Genomic DNA, 15401 nt, shown 5'->3' with positions numbered 1-15401 from the left:
CTATTTCTAGAAAATTTGAAACCTTTGACTTATTTTCATCTAAAACATTCGCTATTTAAACAAAAAAAGCTTGGGTTCCAATCCCAAACTTTTATCTGATTTTATTGGAAATCTTTGATGTTCCCATCATAGCTCGCCCAGTCCTTGCTAAAGAAGCGGTCATTCATTTTGTAGTCTGGAGCTGGTTTCGGATCCGTCAAGAAAGGATTGGCAACCTTATCAAAAGCTAGCCAACCTAACCATCCTAGATGAATGGTGTCCTTAACAAAATAAGGGTCCCCTCCATTTTTTGAAAAATCAGCAATATTGGTAAAACCCTGACTTTCTAATTGGTAACGAATTTTCTCCACTGCATGCTGGTACATCTCTTCGCTGAGCCCTGTGTACTCCATCCATTTCTTATTGACCGGTTGAATGACAAAGAGCACATTGACATTCGACTTAGCAAATTGATTGAGGACCAGCTGCAAATCATTGTACTCAGAGGACTTGAGGAAGTTGTAATTTTTTTGATACCCTTCCCATTTTTTTAAATCCTTTTGAACCTCTCTCGTATAGAAATGATTTTCCATCCCCATATCGTTATTGGTCGTATTTGCTTCTGCGTCCTTACGAACAATTTTTTCTAACTCATCATAAGAAAATTGATCCGGAAGATCTTTTAAATAGTTCTCCACGTGTTCCTTGTACTTGAGTTTTCCTCGAATGGAGAATTGTCCAAAGAGAGCGGATTGCTTTTCATTGAATCGCGCAAAAATATCAATAGCAACCTGATCAACCTCTGATAATTCTTCACCCTTTGACAGTTTTTGAACAATGCCTTTTAATGCAACATTAGGATTCTGCTTTAACAATCGAATAGCCGCATGCTTTGCAGCAATATCACCAGATTGATTTTCCAAAAAAGCTGTCAATTGGTCACTGTTAAAAAATCTCTGAAACGCTGCGGGTTCATAATCTGTCTCCGTAAACCACTGAGGCGAAATCACAAATACAGCCTGCTTATTCTCTATTTCTGGCAAAATTTGCTGTAGACCAAAATATTGATTGAGAGAGGCTGCTCCTGCTTGACCTAGAAAGTAAGGACGATAGGGACGATGGTATTTTTCCGCTAAAACAGCTGGATGGACACTATCAAATCGAATCCATTCACTAGACCCTAGAAAAGGAATAAAACGCATATTTGGATCCGTAAGAGCCCTTACTTTTTGGCTTCTATCTTTAAAACTCTCTGCACTAACAGAAGCCGCCGAATATTTCTCCTCCGTCAGATTATGACTTGTTGTACTTGGATAAAAAAAGATGAGTAAAAGAATCAAAAGGCCAGCAATGAAGATAGGACCGAAGATCAGCCACAAGCGTTTAAGCATTCTTCAACTCCGTGATACCTGCTACGATTTTATTAGCCGTATTCCAGTCATCACGACCAAACTCCGTCACTGGAACACGAATGTCAAAACGGTTTTCAATCTCAACAATCAATTCAACCGTTCCCATGCTATCCAAGACACCAGCATCAAAAAGATCTTCATCCATCATGTCAGAAACATCTTCCATAAACAACTCATCAATAATTTCAATAACTTCTGATTTGATATCCATTTTTCATATCCTTTTATTTTTTAAACCATAAATCATTCAAAAATCCAGAAAAGATTAAGAATGAAACCATTACGACATGGAAGGTGACAACCATGCCAAGCAACTGAATCCAGCGATTCTCAGGTAAGGAACCCTTCCCAGCTTTTTTCCGTTCTTTATTGAGCGCTTTTTTCTTACGAACCCAAGCATCATTGATAACCAGTCCAATCCCATGAAAAAGTCCGTAGGCGATGTAATACCAAGTCACACCATGCCAAAACCCCATAATCAGCATATTGAGGATATAAGCTACACTTGAGGTCATATTGCGATTTTTAAAGATCTTCTTTCTGGTCATGATCATCACCATCCGCATAAAGACAAAGTCACGAAACCAGAAAGACAGACTCATGTGCCAGCGATTCCAAAACTCTTTTAAATCCCTAGACAAAAAGGGCTTGTTAAAGTTGATGGGACTATGAATCCCCATCAAATTGGAGATGGCTAAGGCAAACATAGAGTAGCCCGCAAAGTCAAAGAACAAGTCTAGACCAAAAGTATACATCACCGCCAGAGCATAATGATTAAAGAAACCACCTGTCTGTAAGGCCAAATTTTTCAGCGGAGGCAGTAATATCTCTCCTAAAACATGGGCCAAGATAAACTTGTAGAGGAAGCCAAGCATGATATACTTGACAGCCTCTTCTAGCATGTCCATCAACTCATCCCGTTCAGGAATGGTCTCATAATTTTCATTGAAGCGTTTAAAACGATCAATGGGACCACTCGAGAAAGTCGGCATAAAGAGAAGAAAACGTAAGAATTGCCAGACGGTTAAATCTTTGATGACACCATCTCTCAGTTCGATGATAATCCCAACCGAACGAAACGTCAGGTAAGAAATTCCCAAAAATCCAAGCAAAGACTGCGTTCCATTGATAGCTGGCTGAACTTTAACAAAGATAATCGGAAGGAGGGATAGAAAACTAACTAGATAGAAGACCCACTTGCCATCCTTATTTTTTCGATAATGCTTATAGAAGAGTACGAGCAATATTTCCCAGCAAAGGTAAATACCTAATGCAGCCAATTGATTCGTCTTTCCACCGACCAACATGGTGACGATAAAGAAGAGACTAACGAGCACCTCATACCAGGCAAAACGTTTCTTGAAAAAAAGACCGATGAAGATAGGTAAAGTCGCAACAATTACGTATAAAAAGTACTGAAGATCACCATAAGGTTCCAAATGAGGTAGCTGTTTATAAAGCTCCATCATCTACTGTTTACCTCGTTAATCAAGCCTTTGATATCAATTTTACCATTAGGCGTTAGTGGTAAACTGTCTCGATAGAGAAACTTAGATGGCATCATATAGGACATCATGATATCTGCCAAATCTTCCTTGATAGCCTTGGTAATATCGATATCGCGTTCAAACTGTTCACGAACACCGTCCTTTAGGATAACATAGGCCAGCAGATTTTGCACCTTGTGGTCCTTGTTATAACGTGGAACAGCAACAGCCGACTCAATAAAGCGAGACTTGTTGAGGTTTTGAGAGACATCTTCAAGCTCAATGCGATAGCCATTAAACTTAATTTGGAAGTCCATGCGTCCGCCATAGAGAAGCAAGCCCTCCTCTGTCATGGTTCCTACATCCCCTGTGTGGTAGGCTGGAAGACCTTCGAACTCAAAGAAAGCTTCTGCCGTTTTTTCAGGATTATTCATATAACCTTTTGAAACAGCTGGTCCAGAAACAATGATTTCTCCCTGTTCACCATTTGGCAGTTTCTTACCTTCTTCATCAATGACAAAGGTTGGAGAATCCGCCTTGGTATAGCCGATTGGCAGGCGTTTGAGAGTCTTCAACATCTCGTCTGTTACAGCAACTGCTGACAAAGCTACTGTCGCTTCTGTTGGACCGTAGGCATTGATAATACGAGCATTTGGGAACCGCTCACGTAGTTTTTGAGCTGTTTTAACCGTTAATTCTTCACCATCAAAGTAGAAATGCGTGATCCCTGGCATTTTCTCGCTGTTAAAGTCTTCTGACAACATGGCCATATCTGCAAAGGACGGTGTTGATGTCCAGATAGCGATTGGCAATGAAAAAATCGTCGCAAAGAGTTTTTTGAAGTCCTGAGTAATGGCTGAAGGAAGAGCGAAAAGCGTACCACCTAGTGCCAAGGTTGGCGCCCAGTACATGACAGATAGGTCAAAAGAATAAGGGGGCTGAGCCAGCATTTGTGGACGACTTGGCGTCGCAAATTCCTTATCTGTAATCATCCAGTTGGTAAAGCTGAGGAGATTGTCATGGGAAATCTGCACCCCCTTAGGCTTACCGGTCGTACCAGAAGTAAAGATGATGTAGTAATTATCATCTCCCTTGACTGGATGCGTCATCTCATAGCTATCCCCTTGAGCAAAGGCTTCTTGAACCTGAGCTAAAGTCATCATTGGCGTAGAGACTTGCTCTAATGGAAAATCTGAGATAGCAATAATCAAGCTTGGCTCTGCAACTTCTACGATAGCAGAAACTCGTTCCAAGGCCGAATGGCTGTCAATTGGAATGTAGGCATGACCTGACTTAGTTAGCGCTACAAAGGTAGCCAACATCTCATATTCCTGACCACCAAAAACGACGACTGGTGATTTCTCAGGCAAGCCAAGTCGATCGATAGCTGCAGCTAAACTATCTGAATCAGCCTTCAGATCACCATAAGTATGCTCTTGACCTAAAACATTATAGACAGGATATGTTGGTTGTATTTGAGCAAAGTGCTCAATCGTTTCAATCATATCTTTTATCGGTTTATTAGACACTGTTCCTTTTCTCCTTTAAACTAGAACTCATTATAAATAAAGCCACCTTGTCCCTGCCCAAGGTAACTAAAAAAATAAAGCAGGCCAAGCAAGATTACAAAATATAGGGCCGTTCGGCCTAAGAATACATGCAGATTTCGTTGTTTTTTCATAAGCTATCCATTAATATATCATTTCTATCGGCTACAAATACGCACTATTAGTAACTTATCTTCCTAACATTTTACCACTTTATCAACCTTTTTTTCAACTGTTTACCATAACTTAAAAGTTCGTTTTAGGTTATTTTAAGATAAATTAAAATGTTAACAGTAAATGTGAACAAAAATTTCCATTTCTATAAAACTCCTATACCAGTCATCACAAATTAAACAGTTTAAAAATTAACAGCAAACACACGGCTCCCCCTTTGGGCATTTTTATGCTAAAATAGAAGGTATGGATAAGATTATTAAAACTATATCAGAAAGCGGAGCCTTTCGTGCTTTTGTCCTTGACAGCACAGAAACCGTCCGCACTGCTCAAGAAAAACATCAAACTCAAGCCAGTTCAACTGTTGCACTTGGTCGCACCCTTATCGCTAGTCAGATTCTCGCAGCCAATGAAAAAGGAGATACCAAGATTACTATAAAAGTTCTTGGAACGAGCTCTCTCGGTGCCATCATCACTGTCGCAGATACCAAGGGAAATGTCAAAGGCTACGTTCAAAATCCCGGTGTAGATATCAAAAAAACTGCAACGGGTGAAGTCCTAGTCGGACCTTTTGTTGGAAACGGTCAATTTCTCGTTATCACAGACTACGGTACTGGAAATCCCTACAACTCTATGACTCCTCTCATCTCTGGAGAAATCGGTGAAGACTTGGCCTACTACCTGACCGAAAGTCAACAAACTCCTTCAGCCGTCGGCCTCAATGTTCTTTTGGATAAAGACGACAAGGTCAAAGTCGCTGGTGGCTTCTTACTACAAGTATTGCCAAATGCCAAAGAGGAAGAGATTGCCCGCTTTGAAAAACGCATCCAAGAAATGCCAGCCATTTCGACTCTTCTAGAAAGCGACGACCATATCGAAGCCCTTCTCAAGGCTATCTATGGTGACGAATCTTACAAACGTCTATCTGAAGAAGAAATTCGTTTCCAATGCGACTGCAGCAAAGACCGTTTTATGAACGCTCTTGCCAGCCTTCCAAGCTCAGACTTAGAGGAAATGAAAGAGGAAGACCACGGGGCAGAAATCACTTGTCAATTCTGCCAAACAACTTATAACTTTGATGAAAACGACCTGGAGGAACTCATTCGTGACAAATCTTAATACACCTTTTATGATTGGCAATGTTGAGATTCCCAATCGTACTGTTTTAGCGCCCATGGCTGGCGTGACCAACTCAGCCTTTCGTACCATCGCAAAAGAGCTCGGAGCTGGACTCGTTGTCATGGAAATGGTCTCTGACAAGGGAATCCAATACAACAATGAAAAAACCTTGCATATGCTTCACATCGATGAAGGCGAAAATCCCGTTTCTATCCAACTCTTTGGTAGTGATGAAGACAGCCTAGCACGCGCAGCAGAATTCATCCAAGAAAACACCAAGACCGATATCGTCGATATCAACATGGGCTGCCCAGTTAACAAAATCGTGAAGAATGAAGCTGGCGCTATGTGGCTCAAGGACCCCGACAAGATCTACTCTATTATCAACAAGGTCCAATCTGTCCTTGATATCCCCCTTACTGTCAAAATGCGTACCGGCTGGGCTGACCCATCTCTGGCAGTAGAAAATGCTCTCGCCGCTGAGGCTGCTGGTGTCTCTGCCCTTGCTATGCACGGTCGTACCCGTGAGCAAATGTATACTGGTCACGCTGACCTTGAGACCCTTCACAAGGTTGCTCAAGCTTTGACCAAGATTCCATTTATCGCCAACGGTGACATCCGTACAGTTCAAGATGCTAAACAACGCATCGAAGAAGTTGGTGCTGACGCAGTTATGATTGGCCGAGCAGCCATGGGTAATCCCTACCTCTTCAATCAAATCAACCACTACTTTGAAACAGGAGAAATCCTTCCTGATTTGACTTTCGAGGACAAGATGAAAATCGCCTACGAACATTTGAAACGCCTGATTAACCTCAAAGGAGAAAATATAGCCGTTCGTGAATTCCGCGGCCTCGCTCCTCACTACCTCCGGGGAACATCTGGCGCTGCCAAACTTCGTGGAGCCATTTCACAAGCCAGCACCCTAGCAGAGATTGAAGCACTCTTGCAATTAGACAAAGCATAGTCTCACATCTACAACTCACAAAAACGGCAAGGATCAAAAATGAGTCTTGCCGTTTTTTATATGTTTTCATCTTGTAAATCTAATTGCTTCACTCTAGCTATATAGTACGACATAATCAAAAACAAATTGAGGCTGACAATCCATATAGACCATTCATGAAGAAAATGCATCAATACAGCCAAGCTGATTGCGCCCACTATGAAACTTCCCACAACAATCCCATAATTTAAGGCCTGACGACGATATTCTTGGATATTTCCGTCTCTTCTAGCAATGCGATACAAAGCGGTCAACATCTTTCGGTAATTTCCAGACGTCATAAAAATGACATAGGGATGATCTTCAATCAAACTGCCCGTAAATGTTAGCATCATCATTCCTGTTCCAAAAGCGATGAAAGGAACTTCTAATAGAGGAAATCGTGAAAAGAAAGGTAGAATAAGAGTTCCAATAAATAAAGGAAGCAGCATCTTAACCCGCCAGTAGGCCGTTTTACGGTATTCTTTCATGTGCAATGCAAACAGAAATCCTAGAGAAAAGAAAATAATGGAGCAGAATCGTAGCATCGTATTGATAACATTTGAGTCGTGCCAATCAGATATCAATAGGAGAATATTCCCTGTCTGTGTCGCTACCAAACTATGGTATTGAATATGGCAAAACACATCCAAAGAACCACCTACAAATCCAAGAAATACTCCCATCAGTCGTGTGTTTTGAGGTAAGATTAGTTTATCCGCCATGTATTATCACTCGTTTTCCTTTGATTTTTTTATTATACCACTTTCTCTTGGAGAAACTAAGTGAAAAACAGTTGACTCACTCTTTTACAGAACGATTTCTAGTAAAAGTTAAAACACCAAATTTTATTATTGAATCAAGGCAACGCTTGAAACTTTACCATCCGCACCTGTTGTAATTTGGATAATTTTTCCTCCACCGATTTTGGCATTATACTTGCCATCATCAAGAGTGTAAGAGTAGCCTCTAATAGAGTAGTTTTCTTTATTTCCTTCTGCAGTTTCTACTGTAAATTGGCCCCCTGATGAAACCGTAATAGTTTCGCCATTCGCGCCCTTCCAGTTGCCTGCAGCTGCTGAGAAATCACCATCGACCATGGTTAAAACACCCTTGTAGCGTTTGTTGTGTTCTGCTTGCTTGTCTTGAAGTTTGCGGTCAGTTGTTGGATCATAGCCTGACTGGTTAGACTGGGCTTGAGAGTCTTGCTGAGTTGATGGAGCCTGAGAAGGGGCTTGTTGACTAGGAGCTGCTTGTTCTTGTCTTGATTCAGGTGCCGGTTTCGCTTGTGACTGATCTGCCGTTGTAGAAGACTGACCAGAAGATGCCTGAGCCTTTTCAGATGAAGCTGAGCTTGAAGATTTTTGTGTCTTGCTTTCTTTGCTAGAAGAAGCTGCTTTAGAACTTGATGATTGACTTGTCTTAGCAGAGCTGCTGGTTTGAGTGGTTTCGTTTTTATTTCCACAAGCTCCCAGTAGCAAGGTAGAAGCCAATACAGTCGCTGCCATCAACTTGATATAGGTTTTCTTTTTCATTTTTCTACTCCTTTGTAACGTTTTTGAAATATTAAGAAATCTTTTTGTAATATAATTGTAACATTGTGCTTTGAATCTGTCAACTATTTAGAGAAACTATTTTAAAAAAGTTTCTCTCTACTATTTCTATTCGTAATTGAAACAAAAAGTAGAAAATTTTTTACATAAAAGTCCTATTTTTGCATCGCTCTTGTGTAATCCTAAGAAAGATAGGCACACCTAAAAGCAATCGCAACAACAAAACTATCTCATGATGGTACATAAAGAGGGCGGGAACTTTGTCCCGACCTCACTTTTATTTCAATCGATAGGTTTTTCTTGGTTTCTTTTTAGGCACTCGTTTGAGCCCAACCTCTTCTACATATTCGCCGTATTTTACGAGAAAGTTATTGCTGACGATGGGCCGACCTGGGTTGATGAGATTGACCAGTTCGGTTCCTTCATAGACAGTAAACTCTTCCTCCAGCAGATAAAGGAAGGTCGGATTCCAGTCGAGACGGCCTTGAATTCGTTTGATGGATTCTTGGATAATGGCATAATGGTCAAAGGCGAAGGCTTGCTCGTCCAGCTCCACTCCCTCTAGGAAACATTTGCCTGTCTGAAAATCGACATCTACGAAAACGACATCCTTGGCATCGTCACCTGCCTGAACGAGGTCTAGGGCACGACTAGGTAGGTACACCAAGTGGGCAATGGTCACCGTCCAGCCCCGTGGATCACGACCGGGGGTCGATACGGTCATTAATTGCTCGATTTTTTCCAAAGGTAGATCCAGATTGACTTCTTCTCTCACCTCACGCTGGCAGGCATGTGCAGCATCTTCTCCCTTGTCCATAAAGCCTCCAACTAAGGCTAAACAGTTCTGATAAGGGTGGGCCTTGCGACGGATTAGCAAGAGCTTGATTTTTCCTTCGACAAAGCAGTAGGCTACCATATCCACTGTCACACTTGGTTTTTCATATTGAGGGAGTTCCTGCTTGTAGTACCAGTCTAAAAACTCCTCCTGACTGGCATGGATTTCATAATATTCTTTTTCCGTCATCCCTTCTGGAATCTTTATGTCTGCCATCTTATGCCTCCTTTCGAACTGCCTTAGTCCATTGGTACCAACCCACTAGACTGTTGAGTGTGTAAACCCAGTACATCCCTTGGATGTGAATATTTTCACCCCACCAGAGATATATACTAAAGAGATTGGTTGCAATCCAGAAAATCCATTGCTCGCGGTAAAGACGTGTCATCAAGAGTTGACCAACACCATTGGTCGCATCGGTAACACTATCACGGAAAGGACGAGCGCTATTGATACTTTGATAAGCTAAGCCCATACCAATCCAGATAATGGCAGTCAAGGCCAAGTACTTGAGCCAGTCAAGAACAGATAATTTCTTAGCTTCAAAGTGAGATTCTTCTGGTTTTCCTTGGTCATTGATACGGTTGGACAACCAAGCATAGAGACCAATCGGCTGCATGATAAAGAAGTAAACGGTCGTCAAGACTTCGCCATAAAAAGTCGCATTCATAGCCAAAATCAAATAGATAGCTGAGTTAATAGCCCCAAAGAGATAATTGCTTGCACGCCCTTCTGCTACCAAGATGACACAGACAATCCCAGTCCAAGATGCAAACAAGCTCAACCAGTCATGGCTTTCTGTATTTTGTGTAAACTCTAAGATCAAGGGAACACTTGACAAGGCGATGAGATACAACCACTGCAAAAGGCTACGACCGACAAAGAGATCTTTCCAGAGTAAGCGCATGGTTCCTGCAAAACCAATCTTGCGGGCTTCTGCATGGACATTTTTAAAGTTTTCGATAAATTGTGTGATTTTTTCAGTTAGCTTTTTCATAATTTTCTCCTAATCTGCTTGGTAAATGGCATCGATAGCCACTTTTGCTGCTTCATAATTGCCTAGGTAATCCTCCGCTAGATAAACTAAAGGAATGGTCGTTAAGTATCTCTCTCTCATCTGATCCAAATGCTGGGAAAAACTGTAGCGAATGTGGTCTTCTGCCATGGTCATATCTCTAAATCCGTCATTGACATAGGAGCCAACAGGTTGCACAAAGAGAATCAAGTCCCATTTTTCCTTAGCCAAAATCGAAACAAAGAGATTGTCAAAGGTTTCTCCTGATAAGTCCCCTTGGTCTTCAGTCTCCATGTAATAATCATAGTAACCCTTGGTTACCAATGAGTTGGTATCAGCTATCACTAGACCTCGATTGGCATTGCTATCGATTAACTTGGAGGTCTGGTCATACTGCCCCAACAGGAGATAATAATAATCCTTTGGAGTCAATTCATCGTCGCGAACGTTGTTTTTAATCTGGTACTCACGCGCGTATTCCAGGCTGACCGGCGCATCGTAATACCTTGCCAAATCCTTGGCCAGAGTGGTCTTCCCATTGCTGGCACTTCCCATAATCAACACTTTCTTTGTAAACTGACGACGGAAGGGCCGAGCGATGTATTTCCAATATTTGCTTGGATTTTCTCGAATCATAGTCGATGAGATACCAAACTTTCTTTCTTGCAAGACAGTGGCAAATCCACGTTTAGATAGCTCTTGCTGGTAGTCTGCTTCTCCTACAAAGAAGATCAGCTCTTGCTGGTTTTCATCGTAGGAAATCTCTGCTAACATCTGGTCCAACCACTCCTGCCAGCCCATAGGGTAACGGGGAAGGTTGGTCTCATCCAGCTTACAGACAGAGGTCAACTCATCGTCACGAAAAGCTTCTCGGATATAGCGAAATCGTTTTTGAAGAGTTAAGCCTATCTGCTCCCCTCGGTCTCCCTCATAGCCTGAAACGACTACCCAGACCTGATCACACTGGCGCTTCGCTCTCTGGATAAGGTCGATATGCCCTTGATGGAGAGGGGCAAAGGTTCCAAATATCACTGCTGTTTTCTTTTTCATAAACGTTTTACCTTTTTATAATTTTTAATATTTTTATTTTCTGTGTTTTTATTATATACTATATTTTTATTTTGTCAATATATTTTTATTATTTTTTATAAAAAGGTGTCAAAAAAAGAGAAGGCCATCTTTATACTGCCCCTCAAAAGTTGGACATAAAAACTTTAACTTTTGTGGTTCACTAGCCTTCTCTTTTTATATCTTAGATTCATCTCTATATGAAATGACTTATCATTATTAGATAGCAATTATAAGTAAAATCTTTGGAATCTTCAATGGTTAACCAATCAAATGCTAAATATCGAAAGTGGATATTTTTAAAAAACTGAATCATTATTTTCTTCTTTTCATCGCGATGAATGAAGTTCCAATCAAACCAAGGAGACCAATGATCTCAAGAACTAGATTAGACGCCACTCCTGTAGATGGCAATTTCTTCTCAGTTGCTGATGTAGGATTCCCTTTTGCCACTGTTTCATTTCCAGTAGCCAGTGGTTTATGATTAACTTCTTTATTCTGGAATTTTCCAGTTTGGCTCTCTCCTATCTGTGTTTGACTATCTTGGATAGACGGTTTAGTCTGCTTAGGTGTGGTGACATTTTGATTCTTAGAAAGTGTCTTAATCGCAAACAAACTGAAGTGGTTCGTTTTAAAAACAACTTGCCCATTTTCAACTTTAGAAGGAATACGCTCAAGGTCGCCATTTCCCTTTACGTGATAGACCTGAACATCCGAACCAGTCTGCCCAAGCGCGAGCCGAACAGTTCGTTCTCCATTGACATGAGTTTCCTTGCCTCCTTTAGAAAGAGATAAGTCAAACACACGAACTGTTCCTCCTCCTGTTTTACGAGCAATTTTATCAGCCAACTCTTTCGTCGTTACTTCCTTGAGATGTAACTTATCAGCATCTGTAGGTTTATCAAATACTACTGAAACTTTCGTCTTGCCATCTGCTGCTGTAAAGATTTTATGTGTCTTTGGTAGTGCCGGTGTGTGTGGTTTCTTACCCTCTGGTTGAGGGCTTGGTTGCATACCCGGTTTTGGAGCAGATGGCTTCTGATTTTCAGTATCGGGTTGTGCCGGCGTGTGTGGTTTCTTGCCTTCTGGTTGAGGACTTGGTTGCATACCTGGTTTTGGAGCAGATGGCTTCTGATTTTCAGTACCGGGTTGTGCCGGTGTTTGCGGTTTTTTGCCTTCTGGTTGAGGACTTGGTTGCATACCTGGTTTTGGAGCAGATGGCTTTTTATCCTCAGTACCGGGTTGTGCCGGCGTGTGTGGTTTCTTGCCTTCTGGTTTAGGACTTGGTTGCAAATCTGGTTTTGGAATTTCTTTCTTATCTTCTTTCTTTGGCACTAAGTTGGCCTTCGCTACCTTCAATTCAGATAAGCTCTTCTGAAGCTCTCCTATCTGAGTATCTAGCTGCTTTTCTGTAATATTTACTTGTTCTAGAAGCTCTTTCCCCTGTTTAATGATTTCGCTTGCGCGATTTCTGACCTTTTCATAAGCAGAACCAGCTTCTCCTGTTAACTTAGCTCCATCTGGAACTGTCTTCATTTCTTCTTCAAGCTGACTAATAGCCTTCTGAAGTTCCACAATCTGCTGAATCTTATTAAAGGATGGAAGAAATTCATTCTTAAAATAATCCGCTAGATATTTCCCTTCTAAGGTAGCATAATTCTTATTCCACGTTTGCTTAATACCTGATTCAAATTCTTTTTCTAGACTAGGAATTTTCGCGTATTTTTCTCGATACAAAGCGACTTGTCTTGTCATCTTTTCGATTTGTGCATGGATTTGATAATAGATAAAGTCATCTATAAACGTTTGGAGAGTTTTGGCAGTGTATGAACCTTTTTCTAACTGTTCTCTAAATGCTTTTATTTTATCAGGAGCAATCTTTTTAGAATCCTCCCAAATATCTTTTTTCTGCACCTTATAATCACTGTTATTTTCTGGTAACTCTGGATAGTTATTCACTTCAGCCAAAGCTTGCTCTAGTTTTTTTAGCTCTTCCTTAGCCTTATTCTTCAAAGATTCTATCTCTTTCGTTTCTTCAGTCGGTGTCTGAGATTTCCCATCTTTAGTTGGAGGAATATGACCTTCCATATCAGGCTTTCTTTGAGGCTCAGTTGATTTCGTTAACCCTTTTTTGAATTCCTCCACAGCAGCATTTAGCTCTGACTTCGCTGTTCCTAGAATCCGATCTAGTTCCTCTTTTGTTTGAGCTTTAGAAAGCTCTGATCTATATTTATTTACAATTCCTAAGGCATTTTTAATTAATTCACCAAATTTAGACTCATCCTCAGATTTCAAATCTTTTTTAGTTCTATCCAACAGCTCACTCATGTGATTAGAAAGCGATAGATTAGCTTCTGAAATTTGTTTAGCTAAATCTTGCTGATCAGTCTCCTTAGCACTTCGTTTGTCTCTCGGTTTCGTTGTCTCTTTATTGCCATTAGATGTTTTGAGTTTTGCAATCTCATCAAGAAGACTGTGTTTAGCCTTCAGCACCTCTTCGTTTTTCGCGGCCTGATCGAGTTGCTGAAGCGCCTTTTTTTCCAACTCGCGTAACTGTTTGATTGTGGCATCCTCGTTTGCTTCTTCTTTGTTTAGTTTTTTCTCCTTTATGTTTTCGTCCACTTGTTCATTGACGTAATTTTGAATTTCTTTTTCAACGTAAGCTTTGTAAGATTTGAATAACTTACCTAGATCAGCAATAACTTCTTGTTTAATCGTTTGGAGTGATTTATCCGACTCGTTCTTAAAATCATTTACAACTCGCTCTTTGATTTTATTGATTTCACCTACTAAAGAATTTTTATCCTCTTCGGTGATACCTTTTGTAGTTGCCATATCGCTAATCAATTTCTTTTTATGGTCGAGTTCTTCATTGATTTTTTTGAAAGTATCTTCCAGCTCTCTATAACTATTCTCCAAAGTTTCTAGGTTATCACGGTCATCTTCTCCCTCAATCTCTTTTATCAAGGAATCTTTCCGCTCATTTGGTAGAGTACCTTTTCTGATTTCTTCTTTTAAACGTTTTTGAATTTCAGCGACCGCACCTGTGTTCTCTTTTGTAGAAGTATCGTAAGACTGTTCCGAGCTCTCCTTAGTCGGAGGAACTACCTTATTTTCATCTTTCGATTGATTTTCTTTTTCCTTCCTTTCTTGTTCCATATGCTGCTTTTCATGGTGTTTTAGTAAGTCTAGGTGAAAATCATTATCTATCGAAAGCAAGCTTTCTGTATCATTCGCCTGTTCGATTTTCTGCTGATATGCTGCTTTTTTATCTGTAGGAAGGTCACTTTCCGCTAGCTCTTTTATTAATTTTTCTTTTGCATCTTTCAAAGTTTCTCTAGCTGGTTCTGTTTTTTTACTATTTTCAGAAGAAGTTTCTTTGTTTTCTCCTGCCTTACTCTTAGATGAAGTTTGCTCAGTGACCTTGGCACTATTTGTGGATGCACTAGAGCTTATCTCACCAGCATGAGCAACACTCCCCATAAAGAAGCTAGCTACTAGTACACTAGCTACTCCTACACTAAATTTACGAATGGAATAACGCATTCTTCGTTCATGATTTGATTTAAACATATCTATATCCTCCATGATTTTAATTAACTACAGTATATCCTGCTAATATGAATTGTATATGAAATTTGCTATATTATTTTCGCTATCCTTTCATTCTTCCATTAGGAATGATAACTTCTTGCAGTAATTTCTCTTCTTCTGCTATTCTTTGATAAAGAATAACCGCATAGACAGGAAAAATAAAGATAAAAGTTACGTAAGCATGACTCACCAAAGCTAAACCAACTAACTCAGGAAGAATATTCAAAAAGTAATTGGGATGTTTCACAATTCGAAAGAGAGGATGATCTACATATTTGTGATTATTGACAAGCATTAGCTTAACTGTCCAAATATCCCCTAATAGGTGAATGACCAGCAATAACATCAACATGGAAAAAATAAGCAAAACTAAACCAACTATGCTCATGCCATCAAAATTTGTCTTGTGCACCAGTGCTTCAACGAAGCAAGAGAGATAAAAAACAATATGAGCCATCGTTAATCGTTTTGTATTCTCAACTCCAAATTCTTTCCCACCATTGCTAAGGATTCGTTTTTCATTCTCCATCGAACGTTTTAAAAAAATCAATCGAACGAGGAAGGTTACTAAAATAATCGCTAATACCATACCAGTATCCTTTCTTTTTTCTATATTTAAAATAATATTCTCAT

Annotated in this window: 14 protein-coding genes; 2 read left to right on the top strand and 12 right to left on the bottom strand. The window is 40.3% G+C overall.

What is annotated here, in order from left to right:
* Positions 1-101: 101 nt before the first annotated feature.
* Genes dltD through HMPREF1149_RS04640 form a run of 5 tightly spaced genes read right to left on the bottom strand, consistent with a single transcriptional unit; the run spans position 102 to position 4559 of the window.
* Positions 102-1370 carry a D-alanyl-lipoteichoic acid biosynthesis protein DltD gene (gene dltD, locus HMPREF1149_RS04660; protein WP_000919843.1) on the bottom strand — a complete coding sequence of 423 codons (1269 nt, stop codon included), beginning with the start codon at positions 1368-1370 and terminating at the stop codon, positions 102-104.
* On the bottom strand, positions 1363-1602 hold the full coding sequence (dltC, locus tag HMPREF1149_RS04655) for a D-alanine--poly(phosphoribitol) ligase subunit DltC (protein WP_000351968.1): 240 nt from the start codon (positions 1600-1602) through the stop codon (positions 1363-1365). The genes dltD and dltC overlap by 8 nt, the downstream gene beginning before the upstream one ends.
* A 13-nt stretch (positions 1603-1615) precedes the next feature.
* A complete protein-coding gene (dltB, locus tag HMPREF1149_RS04650; protein ID WP_000970396.1) occupies positions 1616-2860 on the bottom strand; it encodes a D-alanyl-lipoteichoic acid biosynthesis protein DltB in 1245 nt (414 codons plus the stop codon).
* Positions 2857-4407: a D-alanine--poly(phosphoribitol) ligase subunit DltA gene (gene dltA, locus HMPREF1149_RS04645; protein WP_002879221.1), complete on the bottom strand. Its 1551-nt coding sequence runs from the start codon at positions 4405-4407 to the stop codon at positions 2857-2859. The genes dltB and dltA overlap by 4 nt, the downstream gene beginning before the upstream one ends.
* 20 nt (positions 4408-4427) lie before the next feature.
* Positions 4428-4559, bottom strand: coding sequence for a teichoic acid D-Ala incorporation-associated protein DltX (locus HMPREF1149_RS04640; protein WP_007518064.1), 132 nt, complete (start codon positions 4557-4559; stop codon positions 4428-4430).
* Positions 4560-4845: 286 nt separating this feature from the next.
* On the opposite strand from HMPREF1149_RS04640, the gene hslO reads away from it, so the two are divergent.
* Complete coding sequence (gene hslO, locus HMPREF1149_RS04635; RefSeq protein WP_000357831.1) at positions 4846-5718, top strand: Hsp33 family molecular chaperone HslO; 873 nt, start codon at positions 4846-4848, stop codon at positions 5716-5718.
* Positions 5705-6685: a tRNA dihydrouridine synthase DusB gene (gene dusB / locus HMPREF1149_RS04630; protein WP_000183304.1), complete on the top strand. Its 981-nt coding sequence runs from the start codon at positions 5705-5707 to the stop codon at positions 6683-6685. Before hslO ends, dusB begins: the two co-directional genes overlap by 14 nt.
* A gap of 56 nt (positions 6686-6741) precedes the next feature.
* Here the strand turns inward: dusB and HMPREF1149_RS04625 are convergent, their stop codons facing one another.
* The 7 genes from HMPREF1149_RS04625 to HMPREF1149_RS04595 form a co-directional block, all read right to left on the bottom strand.
* Entirely contained in the window at positions 6742-7428 is a 687-nt protein-coding gene (locus HMPREF1149_RS04625) for a YoaK family protein (RefSeq protein WP_000764007.1), read from the bottom strand.
* A gap of 126 nt (positions 7429-7554) precedes the next feature.
* Positions 7555-8238 (bottom strand): hypothetical protein, encoded by a 684-nt coding sequence (locus HMPREF1149_RS04620; RefSeq protein WP_000730906.1) that lies wholly within the window; start codon positions 8236-8238, stop codon positions 7555-7557.
* Positions 8239-8533: 295 nt separating this feature from the next.
* On the bottom strand, positions 8534-9307 hold the full coding sequence (locus HMPREF1149_RS04615) for an NUDIX domain-containing protein (protein WP_000763402.1): 774 nt from the start codon (positions 9305-9307) through the stop codon (positions 8534-8536).
* A gap of 1 nt (position 9308) precedes the next feature.
* Positions 9309-10088, bottom strand: a complete 780-nt coding sequence (gene pnuC, locus HMPREF1149_RS04610) for a nicotinamide riboside transporter PnuC (protein ID WP_000736881.1) — start codon at positions 10086-10088, stop codon at positions 9309-9311.
* A 9-nt stretch (positions 10089-10097) separates the two neighbouring features.
* Positions 10098-11156 carry an AAA family ATPase gene (locus HMPREF1149_RS04605; RefSeq protein WP_000730553.1) on the bottom strand — a complete coding sequence of 353 codons (1059 nt, stop codon included), beginning with the start codon at positions 11154-11156 and terminating at the stop codon, positions 10098-10100.
* A 333-nt stretch (positions 11157-11489) separates the two neighbouring features.
* Positions 11490-14747, bottom strand: coding sequence for a YSIRK signal domain/LPXTG anchor domain surface protein (locus HMPREF1149_RS04600; protein WP_000477122.1), 3258 nt, complete (start codon positions 14745-14747; stop codon positions 11490-11492).
* 82 nt (positions 14748-14829) lie between these two features.
* Positions 14830-15357 carry an isoprenylcysteine carboxyl methyltransferase family protein gene (locus HMPREF1149_RS04595; protein WP_000241944.1) on the bottom strand — a complete coding sequence of 176 codons (528 nt, stop codon included), beginning with the start codon at positions 15355-15357 and terminating at the stop codon, positions 14830-14832.
* Positions 15358-15401 lie beyond the last annotated feature (44 nt).

This window comes from Streptococcus sp. BS35b (assembly GCF_000286475.1).
Lineage (GTDB): Bacteria > Bacillota > Bacilli > Lactobacillales > Streptococcaceae > Streptococcus > Streptococcus oralis_W.
This window is presented reverse-complemented; position numbering and strand designations above follow the sequence as displayed.

Coding starts and splice junctions, on each gene's coding strand:
- dltD (WP_000919843.1), bottom strand. CDS start 1,370: ATGCTTAAACGCTTGTGGCTGATCTTCGGTCCTATCTTCATTGCTGGC.
- dltC (WP_000351968.1), bottom strand. CDS start 1,602: ATGGATATCAAATCAGAAGTTATTGAAATTATTGATGAGTTGTTTATG.
- dltB (WP_000970396.1), bottom strand. CDS start 2,860: ATGATGGAGCTTTATAAACAGCTACCTCATTTGGAACCTTATGGTGAT.
- HMPREF1149_RS04640 (WP_007518064.1), bottom strand. CDS start 4,559: ATGAAAAAACAACGAAATCTGCATGTATTCTTAGGCCGAACGGCCCTA.
- hslO (WP_000357831.1), top strand. CDS start 4,846: ATGGATAAGATTATTAAAACTATATCAGAAAGCGGAGCCTTTCGTGCT.
- HMPREF1149_RS04625 (WP_000764007.1), bottom strand. CDS start 7,428: ATGGCGGATAAACTAATCTTACCTCAAAACACACGACTGATGGGAGTA.
- HMPREF1149_RS04620 (WP_000730906.1), bottom strand. CDS start 8,238: ATGAAAAAGAAAACCTATATCAAGTTGATGGCAGCGACTGTATTGGCT.
- HMPREF1149_RS04615 (WP_000763402.1), bottom strand. CDS start 9,307: ATGGCAGACATAAAGATTCCAGAAGGGATGACGGAAAAAGAATATTAT.
- pnuC (WP_000736881.1), bottom strand. CDS start 10,088: ATGAAAAAGCTAACTGAAAAAATCACACAATTTATCGAAAACTTTAAA.
- HMPREF1149_RS04605 (WP_000730553.1), bottom strand. CDS start 11,156: ATGAAAAAGAAAACAGCAGTGATATTTGGAACCTTTGCCCCTCTCCAT.
- HMPREF1149_RS04600 (WP_000477122.1), bottom strand. CDS start 14,747: ATGTTTAAATCAAATCATGAACGAAGAATGCGTTATTCCATTCGTAAA.
- HMPREF1149_RS04595 (WP_000241944.1), bottom strand. CDS start 15,357: ATGGTATTAGCGATTATTTTAGTAACCTTCCTCGTTCGATTGATTTTT.